Raw genomic sequence first — 16,148 nt, 5'->3', positions numbered from 1 at the left:
TCATGTCCTTAAGCCGCATCGCGCTTGGCGCCGTTGCGGTGGGCCTCGACCGCAGCGATCAAGGCTTGCAGTATCGCGGCGCTGTCGCCGATCACCGACAGGTCGGCACGTTTGATCATGTCGCAGCCCGGGTCGAGGTTGATTGCCACCACTTTGTCGCAGGCACCGATGCCTTGCAGGTGCTGGATCGCCCCGGAAATCCCCACGGCCATGTAAACCCGCGCCGTGACCCAGGTGCCGCTGGCGCCAACCTGGCGATCACGCGCCATAAAGCCATCATCCACCGCCACCCGCGAGGCGCCTTCGGTGGCGCCCAGGGCCGCGGCGGTCTGATGGAACAGGGCCCAGTCCTTCACGCCGTTGCCGCCGGAGAAAATAAACTCCGCCTCGGCCATCGGAATGGCGCCTGGGTCCACGGCCACCGCGCCGAGGTCTTCGATACGCGGCAAGCTGCGCGCCAACGCTGTGGATAACTCCACGGGCAATACTTCATGGCGTGTTTCGCTGACCGGTTCGGCGCATTCCACTGCCGCCAGGATCAGGCGCGGTAATGGCCGGGCCAAGTCTTCCTGGCCCGCACCGGCACGGCCGATGCACGCTTCACCCTTGATCTGCCAGACCCGCGTGGCCGGGCGCTCCTTGAGGCTCGCGGCAAAACGCCGACCCAACTCGCCACCACCGCTGCGGCTGTCGGGCAGCAGCCAATGGCGCGGGTTGAACTGGTTATCCACAGCCCGCAGGCCTTGCACGCGTTGCTCCGGTGAATAACCGTCGAATTCATGGCCTTCCAACACCAGCAGGCGATCAACGCCCGCCGTGGCAAACGTAATTTCTTTGTGTTCGCCAAACACCACCGCCAACACCGCGCCGTCGCTGCCGGCGAGTTGCCGCGCCAAACCGAGCAAGTCGCGGTCGTGGCTGCTCAGGCGGCCGCCGACCATGTCCGGCACCACGTTGATGTAGAACGCCGGCGCAGGCACCTGATGCAGCGGCAACTGCACGTGCACCGCCGCTGTGCGTTTGGCCGCGCCGCCCTGCTGGGCGCCGCTGCGGTCGATACGCTTGATGCCGTTGGGGCCGATAAAACCGACGCCATGCACGTTTTTGCGAATGATGCCGTTCGGTCCCATCCAGCTGTGGAGCGCCGGTTGCATCGCCGCATGCAGCGGGTGCAGGCGGTTACGGGCGATCCATTCGGCCCGTGGGTCGCGGCGAATAATGTCGCTCATTACTGCACCTCCGCAGGTTCACGCGTGACTGGAGCTTTCACGGGCGTGGCGTCTTCAAGCAAAGCGTCAGCCACCAGTTCGGCGATGTCTTTGATCAATGGGCGCGGTTCAACCACACCCTCAAGCATCGCTGTGCACTGTGGACAACCCACAGCCACCAGCTCGGCGCCGGTTTCGCGGATGTCTTCCATGCGCATATCGGGAATACGTTGCTTGCCGGGCATGTCAGTGATCGGCGCACCGCCACCGCCACCGCAGCAGCGAGAACGGAAGCCCGAGCGTTGCATCTCCTTGACCTCGATGCCCAGCGCGCGCAGCACTTGGCGCGGGGCCTCGTACTCGCCGTTGTAGCGGCCGAGGTAACAAGGGTCGTGATAGGTCACGCTATTGCCTTTGTGCTGGCCCAGGTTCAGCGCGCCATCGCCGATCAGCTCGGCCATAAAGGTGCTGTGGTGCTGCACCAGGTAGTTGCCGTTGAAGGCGCTGTACTCGTTTTTCAGTACGTGGAAGCTGTGCGGGTCGCAGGTGACGATGCGCTTGAAGCTGTACTTGGCCAACGTCTGGATATTGCGCGTGGCCAGCAGTTGGAACGTGGCTTCATCGCCCAATCGGCGTGCGACGTCGCCGCTGTCGCGCTCTTCCAGGCCAAGTACGGCAAAGTCGACCTTGGCAGCCTTCAGCACTTTGACGAAGGCGCGCAGGGTGCGCTGGTTGCGCATGTCGAAGGCGCCGTCGCCGACCCAGAACAGCACATCGGCGCTGCTTTTTTCACTCAACAACGGCAGGTTCAAATCCGCCGCCCAGTTCAGGCGACCGCCCGGTGCGAAGCCGCCAGGGTTGTCGGTGGCGATCAGGTTTTCCAGGACTTCGGCGCCCTTGTTCGGGGTCGCGCCTTTTTCCAGGGTGAGGTAGCGGCGCATGTCGACGATGGCGTCAACGTGCTCAATCATCATCGGGCACTCTTCCACGCAGGCGCGGCAGGTGGTGCACGACCACAGGGTGTCGGCGTCCACCAGGCCGTTGACGATGGGTTGGTGCGGGTTGCCGCTGTGTTCGCCAATCGGCTTGCCTGGATACGGGCTGCCGGCAAAGTTGGCATCGGTGCCGCCAGCCAGGCCGACCACCATGTCCTGGATCAGCTTTTTCGGGTTCAGCGGCTGGCCGGCGGCGAACGCCGGGCACGCGGCTTCGCACTTGCCACACTGCACGCAGGCGTCAAAGCCGAGCAGTTGGTTCCAGGTGAAATCCTTGGGTTTTTCCACGCCCAGCGGCGCGTTTTTATCGCTCAAGTCCAGCGGCTTCAACCCGGTGGAACGGCCGCCACCAAAGCGTTCGGCGCGGCGGTGCCACGCCAGGTGCAGGGCACCGGCGAAGGCGTGTTTCATCGGGCCGCCCCAGGTCATGCCGAAGAACATTTCCGACACGCCCCACAGCACGCCCAGGCTCAACAAGGCGGCCAGCAGCCAGCCGCCGAAGTCGGCTGGCAGAACTCCGGCCACCGGCAAGGTCACCAGCAAGAAACTCACCGAGAACGCCATCAGGCTTTTCGGCAGGCGCATCCACGGGCCTTTCGACAGACGTGACGGCGGGTTACGCCGCCGCAGGTAAACGAACGTGGCGCCGACAAACATCAGCACCGAGGCCAGCAGCAAGGCATAGCCGAGGACGCGGTTCTGCAGGCCGAAACCGTGCACTAGAATCGCCAGCACGGCCGACAGCACAAAACCCAGCGCGGTGGCGACGTGGGTGTTGGCGATGTATTTGTCGCGGGCGACCACGTGGTGCAAATCGACCATGTAGCGCTTGGGCATGGCCAGCAGGCCGCCAAGCAGGTCGACGTTGGAAGCGCGGCCACGGCGCCACATGTTCACCCGGCGCAGGGCGCCGAGGACGGCAAGGCCCAGGGCGGCAAACAAGAGAATAGGCAGCAAGGTGTTCAACATGGTGAAGCTCCCGAAGACCACACAGGTCTTGCATGGGAATCGGTTCAATGTGAGAGCTGGCTTGTGTGGGAGCTGGCTTGCCTGCGATGGCATCAACGCGGTCTTCCTATAGACCGAGTTGCCTGCATCGCGGGCAAGCCCGGCTCCCACAGAAAAGCTGGCTCCCACATTGATCGCGTTCCTGTTGGGTCAGAAATCCTTGCACAGGCGCAGGGCGTCATAGATGGCGGCGTGGGTATTACGTTGCGCCACACAGTCACCAATGCGGAACAGCAAGTACCCCTCACCCGGCTCGCTCAGGCACGGCTGTGGCTTGATTGCGAACAGGGCTTCGATGTCCATCTGGCCCTTGTTACGCGAACCAGGCTTGAGGGCGTAGTAGATCTCTTCGTCCGGACGCACACCGTTTTCCACCACCACCTGGTCCACCACCCGCTCCTCTTTGGCGCCGGTGTATTCGTTCTCCAGCACCGCCACCAGCTTGTCGCCTTCGCGGTAGACCTTTTCCAGCATCATGTCGCCGGTCATGATCACTTCCTTGGGGTACATGCTGCGGTAGTAGGTCGGGAACGACGTACCGCCGACGGCCACACCCGGCTTGATATCGTCGGTGACGATTTCAACCTGGCTGCCCTTGTCCGCAAGGAAATCCGCCACCGACATGCCGGTGAATTCGCAGATGGTGTCGTACACCAGCACGTTCTTGCCCGGCGCGACTTTGCCGTCGAGCACGTCCCAACTGCTGACCACCAGGCCTTCGGCCGCGCCCCAGTGTTCGTTCTGCTCCAGGAATGGATGCCCGCCGACGGCCAGCACCACGACATCCGGGCGCAAGTCGAGGATCGCTTCGGCATTCGCCGCCACGCCCAGGCGCAAGTCGACGTTCAAGCGCGCCAGTTCCAGCTGGAACCAGCGCGTGATGCCGGCGATCTGGTCACGCTGCGGGGCTTTGGACGCGGTGGTGATTTGCCCACCGATAAAGTCTTTCTTCTCGAACAGTGTCACGTCATGGCCACGCTCGGCGGCGACGCGCGCCGCTTCCATCCCGGCGGGGCCTGCACCGACCACCACGACTTTGCGTTTGGGCCCGGTGGACTTTTCGATGATGTGCGGCACGCCCATGTATTCACGCGAGGTCGCGGCGTTCTGGATGCACAACACGTCCAGCCCTTGGTATTGGCGGTCGATGCAGTAGTTGGCACCCACGCACTGCTTGATCTGGTCGATCTGGCCCATCTTGATCTTGGCGATCAGGTGCGGGTCGGCAATGTGCGCACGGGTCATGCCGACCATGTCCACGTAGCCGCCTTCCAGAATGCGCGTGGCCTGGTTCGGGTCCTTGATGTTCTGCGCGTGCAGCACCGGCGCCTTGACCACTTCCTTGATACCGGCGGCCAAGTGCAGGAACGGCTCCGGTGGGTAACTCATGTTCGGGATCACGTTGGCCAGGGTGTTGTGGGTGTCGCAACCCGAGCCCACCACGCCGATAAAGTCCAACATGCCGGTGTCGTCGTAATATTTGGCGATCTGTTTCATGTCCTCGTGGGACAAACCGTCCGGGTGAAATTCATCGCCGCACAGGCGGATGCCGACGCAGAAATCCGGGCCGACTTCCTTGCGCACAGCCTTTAACACTTCCAGGCCGAAACGCATGCGGTTTTCAAAGCTGCCGCCCCATTCGTCGGTGCGTTTATTGACGCGTGGGCTCCAGAACTGGTCGATCATGTGCTGGTGCACCGCCGACAGTTCCACGCCATCCAGGCCACCGGCTTTGGCCCGCGCGGCGGCGCTGGCGTAGTTGCCGATCACGCGCCAGATTTCTTCCGGCTCGATGGTTTTGCAGGTCGCACGGTGCACCGGCTCACGGATGCCCGACGGCGACAGCAGGGTCGGCCAATGCTCGCCGTCCCAGCGCGAGCGACGGCCCATGTGGGTAATCTGGATCATGATCTTGGCGCCATGCTTGTGCATGGCATCGGCCAGGTTCTGGAAGTGCGGGATGATCCGGTCGTCGGCCAGGTTCACCGATTTCCACCAGCCTTGCGGGCTGTCGATGGCCACACTGGAAGACCCGCCGCAGATCGCCAGGCCGATCCCGCCCTTGGCTTTCTCTTCGTAGTACTTCACATAGCGGTCGGTGGTCATGCCGCCGTCGGTGGCATACACCTCGGCGTGGGCGGTACTGAGCACGCGGTTGCGGATGGTCAGTTTGCCGATCTGGATCGGCGCAAACATTGCTTCGAAAGCCATGGCAGGGTCCTCGACTTACAACGGCTTGACGGTGAACAGGCCATCGTCGTGGCCTTCTTCGGAGCCGCCGTAGACTTGCTCGGCCACCGTGCGGATCTTGCTGCCACGCGCCTGCAGAATCTGGTCCATGGCGCCGGCAAACCAGCCGGTGAACATGTAGTCGACCTTGCGCCCGACCTTGCCGTACACGTAGACAAACGCCGAGTGTTCGAGCTTGACGCTGGCGGTGCCTTTGTCGAGGTCGATGTCCTGGATCTTGAACAGGCCCCAGCCGCGCTGCGACAGGCGCTTCATGTAGTGCTCGAACACCGCAACGCCTTCCAGGCCGTGGCATTCAGCTTCTTTTTCACACCAGTGCCAGGCGGATTTATAGCCAGCCTTGTAGAGGATTTCGGCGTAGGCCTCGGCGCCCAATACTTCTTCAATCCCCATGTGGTTGTTGACGAAGAAATGGCGCGGCACGTACAGCATCGGCAGGGCGTCGGAGGTCCAGACACCGGTTTCGCTGTCGACTTCGATTGGCAATTGCGGGGCGATCTTGGCCATGGAAACTTAACTCCAGAAAATTCGTGTTGATGCCCCCGGCACGGATGGCCGGAGGAAAAGAGAGGTTGGCTTATTCGCCCCAGACGTCTTTCAGGACATTGACCCAGTTTTCACCCATGATTTTGCGCACCACGCGCTCGCTGTGGCCGCGCTTGAGCAGGGTCTCGGTGAGGTTGGGGAACTCGCCCACGGTGCGGATGCCCAGCGGGTTGATGATCTTGCCGAAGCTGGTCAGGCGGCGGGCATAACCCTTGTCGTGGGTCAGCATTTCGAAGAAATCCTGGCCATGGCCCTGGGTGAAGTCGGTGCCGATGCCGATGGCGTCTTCGCCAACGATGTTCATGGTGTATTCAATGGCTTCGGCGTAGTCGTCGATGGTCGAATCAATGCCCTTGGCCAGGAACGGCGCGAACATGGTCACGCCGACAAAACCGCCGTGGTCGGCAATGAACTTCAGTTCTTCATCGGACTTGTTGCGCGGATGCTCTTTAAGGCCTGAAGGCAGGCAGTGGGAGTAGCACACCGGCTTTTTCGATTCGAGGATGACTTCTTCGCTGGTCTTGGAGCCGACGTGGGACAGGTCGCACATGATGCCGACGCGGTTCATCTCACCGACGACTTCACGGCCAAAGCCCGACAGGCCGCCGTCACGCTCGTAGCAACCGGTGCCGACCAGGTTCTGGGTGTTGTAGCACATCTGCACCACGCCCACGCCGAGCTGCTTGAAGATCTCGACGTAGCCCAGCTGGTCTTCAAACGCATGGGCGTTCTGGAAGCCGAAGATAATGCCGGTCTTGCCCTGCTCCTTGGCTTTGCGGATGTCGGCGGTGGTTTTCACCGGGATCACCAGGTCGCTGTTCTCACGGATCAGGGTCTGGCTGGCCACGATGTTATTGATCGTGGCCTGGAACCCTTCCCACACCGACACAGTGCAGTTGGCAGCGGTGAGGCCGCCTTTGCGCATGTCCTCGAACAGCTCGCGGTTCCACTTGGCAATGATCAGCCCGTCGATAACGATGCTGTCGGCGTGCAATTGCGCTGGGCTCATCAGGCGCCCCCCTTATTGGCGATTCATGCGCCGAATCGTCTGCCGGCGCTTTGGGGCCAGCATATGCCCAGGGGCTGAACGAACCGGGTGCAAAAACGACAGGGGAATTGCCGAAAGCGTCAATCCGCGACAAAGGCCTACAGGACACGTCTGACTGACGACTGTTCTTTGTCTTACGCTTGAGCCAGAATTCCACATCACCTGATATGAGACGGCGCAATGAAATCGATTTTCCTGGCTTTGGCACTCATCGCAACCGGCGTCCACGCGGCCGAAGACACTGATAACACCCCATGCGATGGCATCGAGAACGACAAGCAAACCCTGGAATGCGCCACTTACAACAAAACCACCGCCGAGCAATTGCTCAAGGATAACTACCAAAGCCTGCTGGAACGCATGGGTTCGACCTATGCCAGCAACAAGTCGCAACTGGCCGACATTACCGCTCGTCTGAAGGATGCCCAGCAGAAGTGGGAAAAATTGCGCGACGCCGATTGCGCAGTGGACACCTTCCCGGCGGTGAACGGCAGCAAGGGCTATGCGATTCAACAGAATGACTGCCTGGCGCGGATGAGTGATGAGCGGTCGGAGTTTTTGGAGTCGATCGGGCAGGAATAAGCCAGATTCAAAGCTTCCAGGATTATTGAAAAGGAATTCACATGTATTACCCACGCGAAGCGCAGAGGGATTTCCTCTACACGCGCGCCGCCCTGCTGTTTTTGGCCATGCTGATACTGTCGCTGATGCTGAGCTTGTCAGTGAGCCGGGGTGCTCCTTTTGCACTGATAAAGGCGGCGCCCATCGAAACCACCGGGCACATCACCCAACTGGAAAGCCTCAGCGCCTGGGCCTCAAGCACCAACGTGTATTACGCCTTCGACCATGAAGGCCAACGCATCGAAGGCATGGTGAACAACAGCAGCTACATCGACGACCCTGGCTACGAAGTGGGCAGCCCGGTCCCCGTGGTGTACTCAAAATGGTTTCCAACGGTGCATAACATCAAGGCGAACCTTAAATCGAGTTCGCCTAACTTCTACATCATGAGCGTAAGCGTCGGCTTGATGATGGTGCTCGCGATACTGATGTTCTGGACGGCACATCAGATCTATCAACATCAAGAAGAAGACCGGCATTACTGATACTCGCCACTCAGCCTCCACTTTATTTAATAGGCCATTGCATGACTATCTGCGGCATCGAAATCAAAGGCAGCGAAGCCATCATCGCTGTCGCCTCGCTGGACAGCCAGGCGCTGGCCCACGTCGCCCTGGCCACCAAGAAAATCGCCTTGGAAGACGACGATGAGGCGGCCAACGTCAAAGCCTTCGCCGCCCAGGTAAAGGCTTTCGTACAGGCAAACGCCATCACCCGTATCGCGATCAAAAAGCGCAGCAAGAAAGGCGAGTTCGCCGGTGGCCCGACCACGTTCAAGATTGAAGGGGTGTTTCAGTTGCTGGAGGGGGTTGAGGTGACGTTGTTGTCGCCGCAGACCATTAATGCGCAGAGCAAGAAACACAACTTTGATTTGCCGGCCTCGCTGAACAAGTATCAGCATGAGGCCTACAAGGCGGCGTGTTCGGCCTTGGTAAAGAAATAAGCCACACCGAAGATCAATGTGGGAGCTGGCTTGCCTGCGATGGCATCAACTGTGTGTCACTGATACACCGAGGTGCCCGCATCGCAGGCAAGCCAGCTCCCACCTTTGAACCTTGTTGCCTTTAAATCCTTGTACGGCTTTTGTGCAGCAGCCAATCCCCGAAGGACTTGTCTTCCAAGGCATAGCCACCCCGGCTCGACTTCCACACCAGCTCTTTGTCGCGCAGGGCATCGATACAGGCCTGAATCGTTTGGGTGCCCGGCACCACGTCGCTGCCCATGTCCTCCAGCGCTTTGCTGACGGCCGTGAGGGTGCTGTCCGTGAACGGCGCGAAGGGCTCGTTGGCGCGCGATCGCTCCACCATCACTTCCAGCACGGCGCGTTGGGGAATGGTGAGATTGTTCCAGGCGCTTTCGAACTCAGTCCATATACCCGCACGCAATAGTTCGGCACGACTGTGCAGCAGTTGGCCCAAATTGCTGGCCTCGCCCAGTTCCAGCGCCACTTCACCGATGATGGTGCGCAGCATCTCGGGACGATGACCTGCCAACTCAAACGCCTCGTCAATGTCGGCAGCGCTGAATTGATTGGTTTCGGCCAGGTGCGCGTTGAGGTGTGCGGTATAAGCCTGGGTGAACGCTTTGCCGAGCAAGGGGAACGGCGTGATGCTGGAGCCGAAAAACGGCTGACTTTTGCCCAACACCAAATGCGCGAGCTTGTCGCGGTTGGAACCGGTGAACACCAGGTGCAAGCCACTGCCCTCCTCGTCACGACCTTGGTTGAGCTGATCCCGGGCGGCCTTTAACGCAAACATCGCGTTGACACCTGGCTCGGTGGTTAAGGCGTGCTGCGCTTCGTCAATCACCAGCACGACGGTTTTTTCCGCCGCGCTGTGGAGCAATTCCAAGGCTTGGGTCAGCGTGGCGCCGACGGGCAATTGTGGCTTGGTAAAGTCCCAGGAGAGGGTACGCAGAAAGCTGAGTTTCTCGATTCCAATATTCTTGGCCAGTTTGCGAATGCCCTTTTCATAAGGCACCAGCGCCGCGGCAATAGCGCTGGCGATCAACTCAGCCGGATCTTTCTCTTTGTCGGCCCAAAGATCCACGTACACCGCCAGCCACCCCCGCAGCTGACACTCCGGGATAAGGTCTTCGCGCAAAAAGGTGCTTTTGCCGGTACGACGCGGCGCCGCGAGAAACAGGCCAGAGGTAAAATCCTGAATACCAGCCCCCACCAAACCGTCAGCAATGCTGCTTGCCAGGGCGGGGCGGCGGAATACGAAGCCGCTGTTCTTCGACATGCTTTTATACTCAATTATTGAAAGGACTATAAATTATAGTGACGAGTATAATTGACTATAATTGCCCGTCACACCACCTCTCGTCGCCGATCCTCCCTCGGACATTTCGCAAACCGCACCCGATAGCTGCGTGTGAAATACGACGGCGACTCAAACCCGCACGCAATACTGACTTCCAGCACGCTCATGTCGCTCTGGCGCAATAACTGCCGGGCTTTTTCCAGGCGCAGGCCGAGGTAGAAGTTGCTCGGTGTGTCGTTCAAGTGCAGGCGAAACAGCCGTTCCAGCTGGCGCCGGGTGACTTTGATTGCATCGGCCAATGCCAAGGTGCTCAGCGGCGGCTCGGTGTGTTGCTCCATTTCACCGATCACCTGCACCAACTTCTTGTTGTTGATGCCGTAGCGCGTGGCGATCTGCATGCGCTGGTGGTCTTTGCGCGGGCGGATGCGCCCGAGTACGAATTGCTCGGAAACCTGGATCGCCAAGTCCGGGCCGTGGGCCTGGGCGATCAGGTCGAGCATCAGGTCGATGCAAGCCGTGCCGCCGGCGCAGGTGATGCGCCGGCGGTCGATCTCGAACAGCTCTTGGGTCACGGTGAGCTGTGGATAAGACTCCTTAAACGCGTCGATGGCTTCCCAGTGCAACGTCAGGCGGTGGCCGTCGAGCAGGCCTGCTTCGGCGAGCACGCAGGCGCCGGTGTCGATGGCGCCCAACGTCACGCCGTCATGATCGAGACGGCGCAACCAGTGTTCCAGCGCAGGCGTGGCGAACTGCAAGGGTTCGAAACCGGCGACCACCATCAGCGTCGCGCCTTTTTTCAGCGGCTCCAATGCGGCGTCGGCGTTGACCGACATGCCGTTGCTCGCCAGCACCGCACCGCCATCGGTGCTAAGTACATGCCAGCGGTACAGCTCGCCGCGAAAGCGATTGGCCACGCGCAGCGGTTCCAGCGCGGAGATAAAGCCGATGGCCGAGAAACCCGGCATCAGCAGAAAGTAGAAATCCTGGGACATGGTGGCGCTCTCGTAGGACGGGCAGCGTGGTCACTGTGATACGCCAGTTCAACCGGCCATTCAAGAGCACAGGTCGCTGTAGTGCAAGAGCGGGTCGCCGCCGTGCGCTTTGCCGCCGGTCAAGCTGCGTACCTTGATCCCACGGCGCACAAAGACGCCGGCCCCCACAATAACGACCTGCCGAGGGATCCACCATGAACCGACTGATCAGCCGCTGTGTGCTTGCACTCAGCGCCAGCGCCATTTTGAGCACCCACGTGATGGCAGCCGATGCGGCGTCTTGCCAAAACGTGCGCATGGGCGTGGTGAACTGGACCGACGTGATCGCCACCAGCGCCATGACCCAAGTGTTGCTCGACGGCCTCGGCTACAAGACCAAACAAACCAGCGCCTCCCAGCAAATCATCTTCGCTGGCATCCGTGACCAGCGCCTGGACCTGTTCCTGGGTTACTGGAACCCGCTGATGACCCAGACCATCACCCCCTTTGTTAACGCCAAACAGCTGAAGGTCCTTGAGAAACCGAGCCTGGAAGACGCGCGCGCGACCCTCGCCGTGCCGACTTACCTGGCGGACAAGGGCCTGAAAACCTTCGCCGACATCGCCAAGTTCGAGAAAGAACTGGGCGGCAAGATCTACGGCATCGAGCCGGGCTCGGGTGCCAACACCCAGATCAAGGCGATGATTGCCAAGAACCAGTTCGGCCTGGGCAAGTTCCAGCTGGTGGAGTCCAGTGAAGCCGGCATGCTCGCCGCCGTGGACCGCGCCGTGCGCCGCAAGGAAGCCGTGGTGTTCTTCGGCTGGGCGCCGCACCCGATGAACGTCAACGTCGCGATGACTTACCTCACCGGCAGCGACGATGCCCTGGGCCCGAACGAAGGCATGGCCACGGTGTGGAGCGTCACCTCGCCGACCTACGCCGAACAATGCCCGAACGTGCACAAGCTGCTGACCAACCTGACCTTCACCGCCGCCGACGAGAGCCGAATGATGCAGCCGTTGCTGGATCACAAAGACGCGCTCGAGTCCGCCAAGCAGTGGCTCAAGGACCACCCGCAAGACCAGCAGCGCTGGCTTGAAGGCGTGACCACCTTCGACGGCAAACCGGCCGCGGCCAACCTGCAATTGACCAGCAAATAACCGATCCGAATCACCGTGTCGCAGCCGTTTTTGGCTGCGCGCGGCATCACTACGCCCGCCTGTAAGGAACCGACTCATGAACCACGACGTCATCATCACCTGCGCACTCACCGGTGCTGGCGACACGACCGGCAGAAGCCCACACGTGCCGGTCACTCCCAAACAAATCGCCGCTGCCGCCGTGGAAGCCGCCAAGGCTGGCGCAACCGTGGTGCACTGCCACGTGCGTGACCCCGAAACCGGCAAGTTCAGCCGCGACGTTGCGTTGTACCGCGAAGTGATGGAGCGCATCCGCGAGGCCGACATCGACATCATCGTCAACCTCACCGCTGGCATGGGTGGCGACCTGGAAATCGGCGCTGGGGAGAACCCGATGGAGTTCGGCCCCAACACCGACCTGGTCGGCCCGCTGACCCGCCTGGCCCACGTGGAAGCGCTGCTGCCGGAAATCTGCACACTGGACTGCGGCACCCTGAACTTCGGCGATGGCGACACCATTTACGTGTCCACCCCAGCCCAACTGCGCGCTGGCGCCAAGCGCATTCAAGAGTTGGGCGTTAAGGCCGAGCTGGAAATTTTCGACACCGGCCACCTGTGGTTCGCCAAGCAGATGATCAAGGAGGGCCTGCTCGACAACCCGTTGTTCCAACTGTGCCTGGGCATCCCATGGGGCGCACCGGCTGACACCACCACCATGAAAGCCATGGTCGACAACCTGCCCGCCGATGCGGTGTGGGCCGGCTTCGGTATTGGTCGCATGCAAATGCCGATGGCCGCCCAAGCGGTGCTGCTGGGCGGCAACGTGCGGGTCGGCCTGGAAGACAACCTGTGGCTGGACAAAGGTGTGCTCGCCACCAACGGTCAACTGGTGGAGCGAGCGAGTGAAATCCTCAGCCGCCTGGGCGCGCGGGTCATGACCCCGGCGGAAGGTCGAATCAAGATGGGCCTGACCAAGCGCGGCTAACGCCCTGCCGAAACCGAATTAAAAATGTGGGAGCGGGCTTGCTCGCGAATGCGATGAATCAGTCACCGAATGCATCAACTGACATACCGCATTCGCGAGCAAGCCCGCTCCCACATTTTGCACCGGTTGCCAACACAGAATTTGCGAATACTTTAGGAATTTGCCATGCGCTTTATCACCGAAATCAAAACCTTCGCCGCCCTCGGCAGCGGCGTCATCGGCAGCGGCTGGGTATCCCGCGCCCTGGCCCACGGCCTGGATGTAGTCGCCTGGGACCCGGCGCCCGGCGCCGAAGCGGCCCTGCGCAAACGCGTCGCCAATGCCTGGGGCGCGTTGGAAAAACAAGGCTTGGCACCGGGAGCCTCCCAGGACCGCCTGCGCTTTGTCGCCACGATCGAAGCGTGCGTGAAAGACGCCGACTTCATCCAGGAAAGCGCCCCGGAACGCCTGGAGCTGAAACTGGAGTTGCACAGCAAGATCAGCGCGGCGGCCAAGCCGAATGCGCTGATTGGTTCGAGTACCTCGGGCCTGTTGCCAAGCGAGTTCTACGAGGGTTCCATCCACCCGGAACGCTGCGTGGTCGGCCACCCGTTTAACCCGGTTTACCTGTTGCCGCTGGTGGAAGTGGTGGGCGGCAAAAATACCGCGCCGGAGGCTGTTCAGGCGGCGATCAAGGTGTATGAATCACTCGGCATGCGCCCGTTGCATGTGCGTAAGGAAGTGCCGGGGTTTATCGCAGACCGCCTGCTTGAAGCGCTGTGGCGTGAGGCGCTGCACTTGGTTAACGACGGCGTGGCGACCACCGGCGAGATCGACGACGCCATCCGTTTTGGCGCCGGCTTGCGCTGGTCGTTCATGGGCACCTTCCTGACTTACACCCTGGCCGGCGGTGATGCCGGAATGCGGCATTTCATGGCGCAGTTCGGCCCGGCGCTGCAGTTGCCGTGGACGTACCTGCCGGCGCCGGAATTGACTGACAAGTTGATTGATGATGTGGTCGATGGCACCAGCGAGCAGTTGGGCAAGCACAGCATTTCGGCGCTGGAGCGCTATCGTGATGATTGCCTGTTGGCGGTGCTGGAGGCGGTGAAAACCACCAAAGCCAAACACGGTATGAGCTTCGCCGAATAGCCGCTGTTGATCTCTGTGGGAGCTGGCTTGCCTGCTCCCACAGTTGACCGAGTAATGACCCGGAACCCCAGACATGCCTGCACTGACGACTTACAGCACAAAAATCCTCCCCGACTGGGTGGATTACAACGGCCACCTGCGCGATGCGTTCTACCTGCTGATCTTCAGTTACGCCACCGACGCGCTGATGGACACGCTGGGCCTGGACAGCGACAACCGCGAAGCCAGCGGCACTTCACTGTTCACCCTGGAACTGCACCTCAACTACCTGCACGAAGTGAAGCTGGGCGCCGACGTCGAAGTGCACACCCAACTCATCGCCCACGACCGCAAGCGCCTGCACCTCTATCACAGCCTGCACCTGGTGGGCGACGAAAAGGAGCTGGCCGGCAACGAGCAAATGTTGCTCCACGTCGACCTCGCCGGCCCGCATTCGGCGCCGTTCACCGAGGCCGTGCTGGGCAAGCTTGCACGCATCAGCGCCGAACAAACCGACCTGCCGAAGCCCGCCCTGCTCGGCCGCGTGATTGGACTGCCACCCCAAAAATAGGGAATCGCCATGCAAACCGCCGCTGCTGTTGCCGACTTCCGTACCTACCCACTGATCAGCGACCTTGCCAATGTGCAGGTGCACAGCGATCAACTCAGCGTGCAGTGGGCTGATGGGCGGGTGAGCCCGTTTCATCATCAGTGGCTGCGGGACAACTGCCCCTGCGCGCAGTGCGTATACAGCGTGACCCGCGAGCAGGTGTTGGAGATTGTCGATGTGGACGATAATCTCACCGCCGTCAGCGCAGGTATTGATCAGGGTTTTCTGAGCGTGGAATGGCGCGGCGGCCATCACAGCCAGTACGACCCGGGCTGGTTGCGGGCCCATGCCTACGACGATGAGTCACGCGCCGAACGCCGTGCAGCCAAGCCAAAATCGCGGCTATGGAACAGCGACTTCGAGCTGCCCGTATTCGACTACGCAGCCGTGATGCAAGAGCCGAATATTCTGCTGCAATGGTTGCTGGCCTTGCGTGACGGCGGCCTCACGCAAATCCGTGGCGTACCCACTGAACCTGGCTCCCTGGCGCTGATCGCCAAGCGCATTTCGTTTATCCGCGAGAGCAACTTCGGCGTGCTGTTCAACGTGCAGTCCAAGGCCGATGCCGACAGTAATGCCTACACCGCTTTCAACCTGCCGTTGCACAGCGATTTGCCGACGCGAGAGCTGCAGCCAGGGCTGCAATTTCTGCATTGCCTGGTGAACGATGCCACCGGCGGCGAGAGCATTTTTGTCGATGGGTTTGCCATCGCCCATGCGCTGCGCAGCGAAGACCCCGAGGCATTTCAGGCGCTGTGTGAAATCCCCGTGGAGTTTCGCAACAAGGACCGTCACAGCGACTATCGCCGCCTCGCGCCGATCATTGCGCTGGATGCTTGGGGTGACGTGGCGGAGATTCGCATGGCCAACTTTTTGCGCGGGCCGTTCGAGGCGCCGGTGGCGCAGATGCCGTTGTTGTATCGCGCGTATCGGCGCTTTATTGCGATGACGCGGGAGGAGCGGTTTCGGTTGGTCAAGCGTTTGAATCCGGGCGAGTTGTGGTGCTTTGATAACCGCCGTACGTTGCATGCGCGCAATGCGTTTGACCCGGTTTCCGGAGCGCGGCACTTTCAGGGTTGTTACATCGACCGGGATGAGTTGCTCTCACGGATTCTGGTGTTGCAGCGGCAGACCGCAGCGCGCCCCTCGCAGGCAAGCCAGCTCGCATATTTGACCGCGTTCACAAGTCAAAATGTGGGCGCTGGCTTGCCTGCGAGGGGGCCTGTGAACTCACCACACATTCCAGGTAAAAAAAGCCCCGATCCAGCCGTGACTGGATCGGGGCGCAGTGCTTGGTGTGAGCGTGACATCCCGAGGGTGACCAAACCTTCAAGGTGCGTGCCTGGCGTTCAGTGTGCCTATTACTTGTGTCGGTAAATGACCCGAAAACGAC

14 protein-coding genes and 1 pseudogene are annotated in these 16,148 nt (G+C 61.0%); 8 read left to right on the top strand and 7 right to left on the bottom strand.

Annotated elements, in window-relative coordinates; translation table 11 throughout:
• Positions 1 to 8: 8 nt before the first annotated feature.
• From etfA to E0F99_RS06030, 5 genes are all read right to left on the bottom strand, one after another.
• Positions 9 to 1,229 (bottom strand): electron transfer flavoprotein subunit alpha, encoded by a 1,221-nt coding sequence (gene etfA / locus E0F99_RS06050; RefSeq protein ID WP_083356396.1) that lies wholly within the window; start codon positions 1,227 to 1,229, stop codon positions 9 to 11.
• Positions 1,229 to 3,172 (bottom strand): dimethylglycine demethylation protein DgcB, encoded by a 1,944-nt coding sequence (gene dgcB, locus E0F99_RS06045; protein WP_130908727.1) that lies wholly within the window; start codon positions 3,170 to 3,172, stop codon positions 1,229 to 1,231. Before dgcB ends, etfA begins: the two co-directional genes overlap by 1 nt.
• A 189-nt stretch (positions 3,173 to 3,361) precedes the next feature.
• Positions 3,362 to 5,422 (bottom strand): dimethylglycine demethylation protein DgcA, encoded by a 2,061-nt coding sequence (gene dgcA / locus E0F99_RS06040; RefSeq protein ID WP_083356394.1) that lies wholly within the window; start codon positions 5,420 to 5,422, stop codon positions 3,362 to 3,364.
• 15 nt (positions 5,423 to 5,437) lie between these two features.
• A complete protein-coding gene (locus E0F99_RS06035; protein ID WP_007947752.1) occupies positions 5,438 to 5,968 on the bottom strand; it encodes a DUF5943 domain-containing protein in 531 nt (176 codons plus the stop codon).
• Positions 5,969 to 6,038: 70 nt separating this feature from the next.
• Entirely contained in the window at positions 6,039 to 7,016 is a 978-nt protein-coding gene (locus tag E0F99_RS06030; protein WP_083356393.1) for a dipeptidase, read from the bottom strand.
• Between the two features lie 219 nt (positions 7,017 to 7,235).
• Between E0F99_RS06030 and E0F99_RS06025 the strand changes: the two genes are divergently transcribed.
• Genes E0F99_RS06025 through E0F99_RS06015 form a run of 3 tightly spaced genes read left to right on the top strand, consistent with a single transcriptional unit; the run spans position 7,236 to position 8,619 of the window.
• On the top strand, positions 7,236 to 7,637 hold the full coding sequence (locus tag E0F99_RS06025) for a lysozyme inhibitor LprI family protein (protein ID WP_083356392.1): 402 nt from the start codon (positions 7,236 to 7,238) through the stop codon (positions 7,635 to 7,637).
• 41 nt (positions 7,638 to 7,678) lie between these two features.
• Entirely contained in the window at positions 7,679 to 8,161 is a 483-nt protein-coding gene (locus tag E0F99_RS06020; RefSeq protein ID WP_083356391.1) for a DUF3592 domain-containing protein, read from the top strand.
• 41 nt (positions 8,162 to 8,202) lie between these two features.
• A complete protein-coding gene (locus E0F99_RS06015) occupies positions 8,203 to 8,619 on the top strand; it encodes a DUF3010 family protein (RefSeq protein WP_083356390.1) in 417 nt (138 codons plus the stop codon).
• A 121-nt stretch (positions 8,620 to 8,740) separates the two neighbouring features.
• Here E0F99_RS06015 and E0F99_RS06010 read toward each other — a convergent pair whose 3' ends face one another.
• Together E0F99_RS06010 and E0F99_RS06005 are read right to left on the bottom strand one after the other, a co-directional pair.
• Positions 8,741 to 9,919, bottom strand: a complete 1,179-nt coding sequence (locus E0F99_RS06010) for an AAA family ATPase (protein WP_083356389.1) — start codon at positions 9,917 to 9,919, stop codon at positions 8,741 to 8,743.
• 68 nt (positions 9,920 to 9,987) lie between these two features.
• Positions 9,988 to 10,932: a GlxA family transcriptional regulator gene (locus E0F99_RS06005; protein ID WP_083356388.1), complete on the bottom strand. Its 945-nt coding sequence runs from the start codon at positions 10,930 to 10,932 to the stop codon at positions 9,988 to 9,990.
• 194 nt (positions 10,933 to 11,126) lie between these two features.
• On the opposite strand from E0F99_RS06005, the gene E0F99_RS06000 reads away from it, so the two are divergent.
• The 5 genes and pseudogenes from E0F99_RS06000 to E0F99_RS05980 all read left to right on the top strand — a co-directional run.
• A complete protein-coding gene (locus tag E0F99_RS06000) occupies positions 11,127 to 12,071 on the top strand; it encodes a choline ABC transporter substrate-binding protein (RefSeq protein ID WP_083356387.1) in 945 nt (314 codons plus the stop codon).
• Between the two features lie 76 nt (positions 12,072 to 12,147).
• Entirely contained in the window at positions 12,148 to 13,035 is an 888-nt protein-coding gene (gene cdhC, locus E0F99_RS05995) for a 3-dehydrocarnitine:acetyl-CoA trimethylamine transferase CdhC (protein ID WP_083356386.1), read from the top strand.
• 165 nt (positions 13,036 to 13,200) lie between these two features.
• Positions 13,201 to 14,166 (top strand): L-carnitine dehydrogenase, encoded by a 966-nt coding sequence (locus E0F99_RS05990; RefSeq protein WP_083356385.1) that lies wholly within the window; start codon positions 13,201 to 13,203, stop codon positions 14,164 to 14,166.
• A gap of 73 nt (positions 14,167 to 14,239) precedes the next feature.
• Entirely contained in the window at positions 14,240 to 14,716 is a 477-nt protein-coding gene (locus E0F99_RS05985; protein WP_083356384.1) for a thioesterase family protein, read from the top strand.
• A gap of 9 nt (positions 14,717 to 14,725) precedes the next feature.
• Positions 14,726 to 15,883: pseudogene (locus E0F99_RS05980) on the top strand (gamma-butyrobetaine dioxygenase); the annotation flags it as partial.
• Positions 15,884 to 16,148 lie beyond the last annotated feature (265 nt).

The organism is Pseudomonas antarctica (assembly GCF_900624995.1).
GTDB lineage: Bacteria > Pseudomonadota > Gammaproteobacteria > Pseudomonadales > Pseudomonadaceae > Aquipseudomonas > Aquipseudomonas antarctica.
The sequence above is the reverse complement of the archived record's forward strand: the minus strand, read 5'-3'. Positions and strand labels throughout refer to the sequence as shown.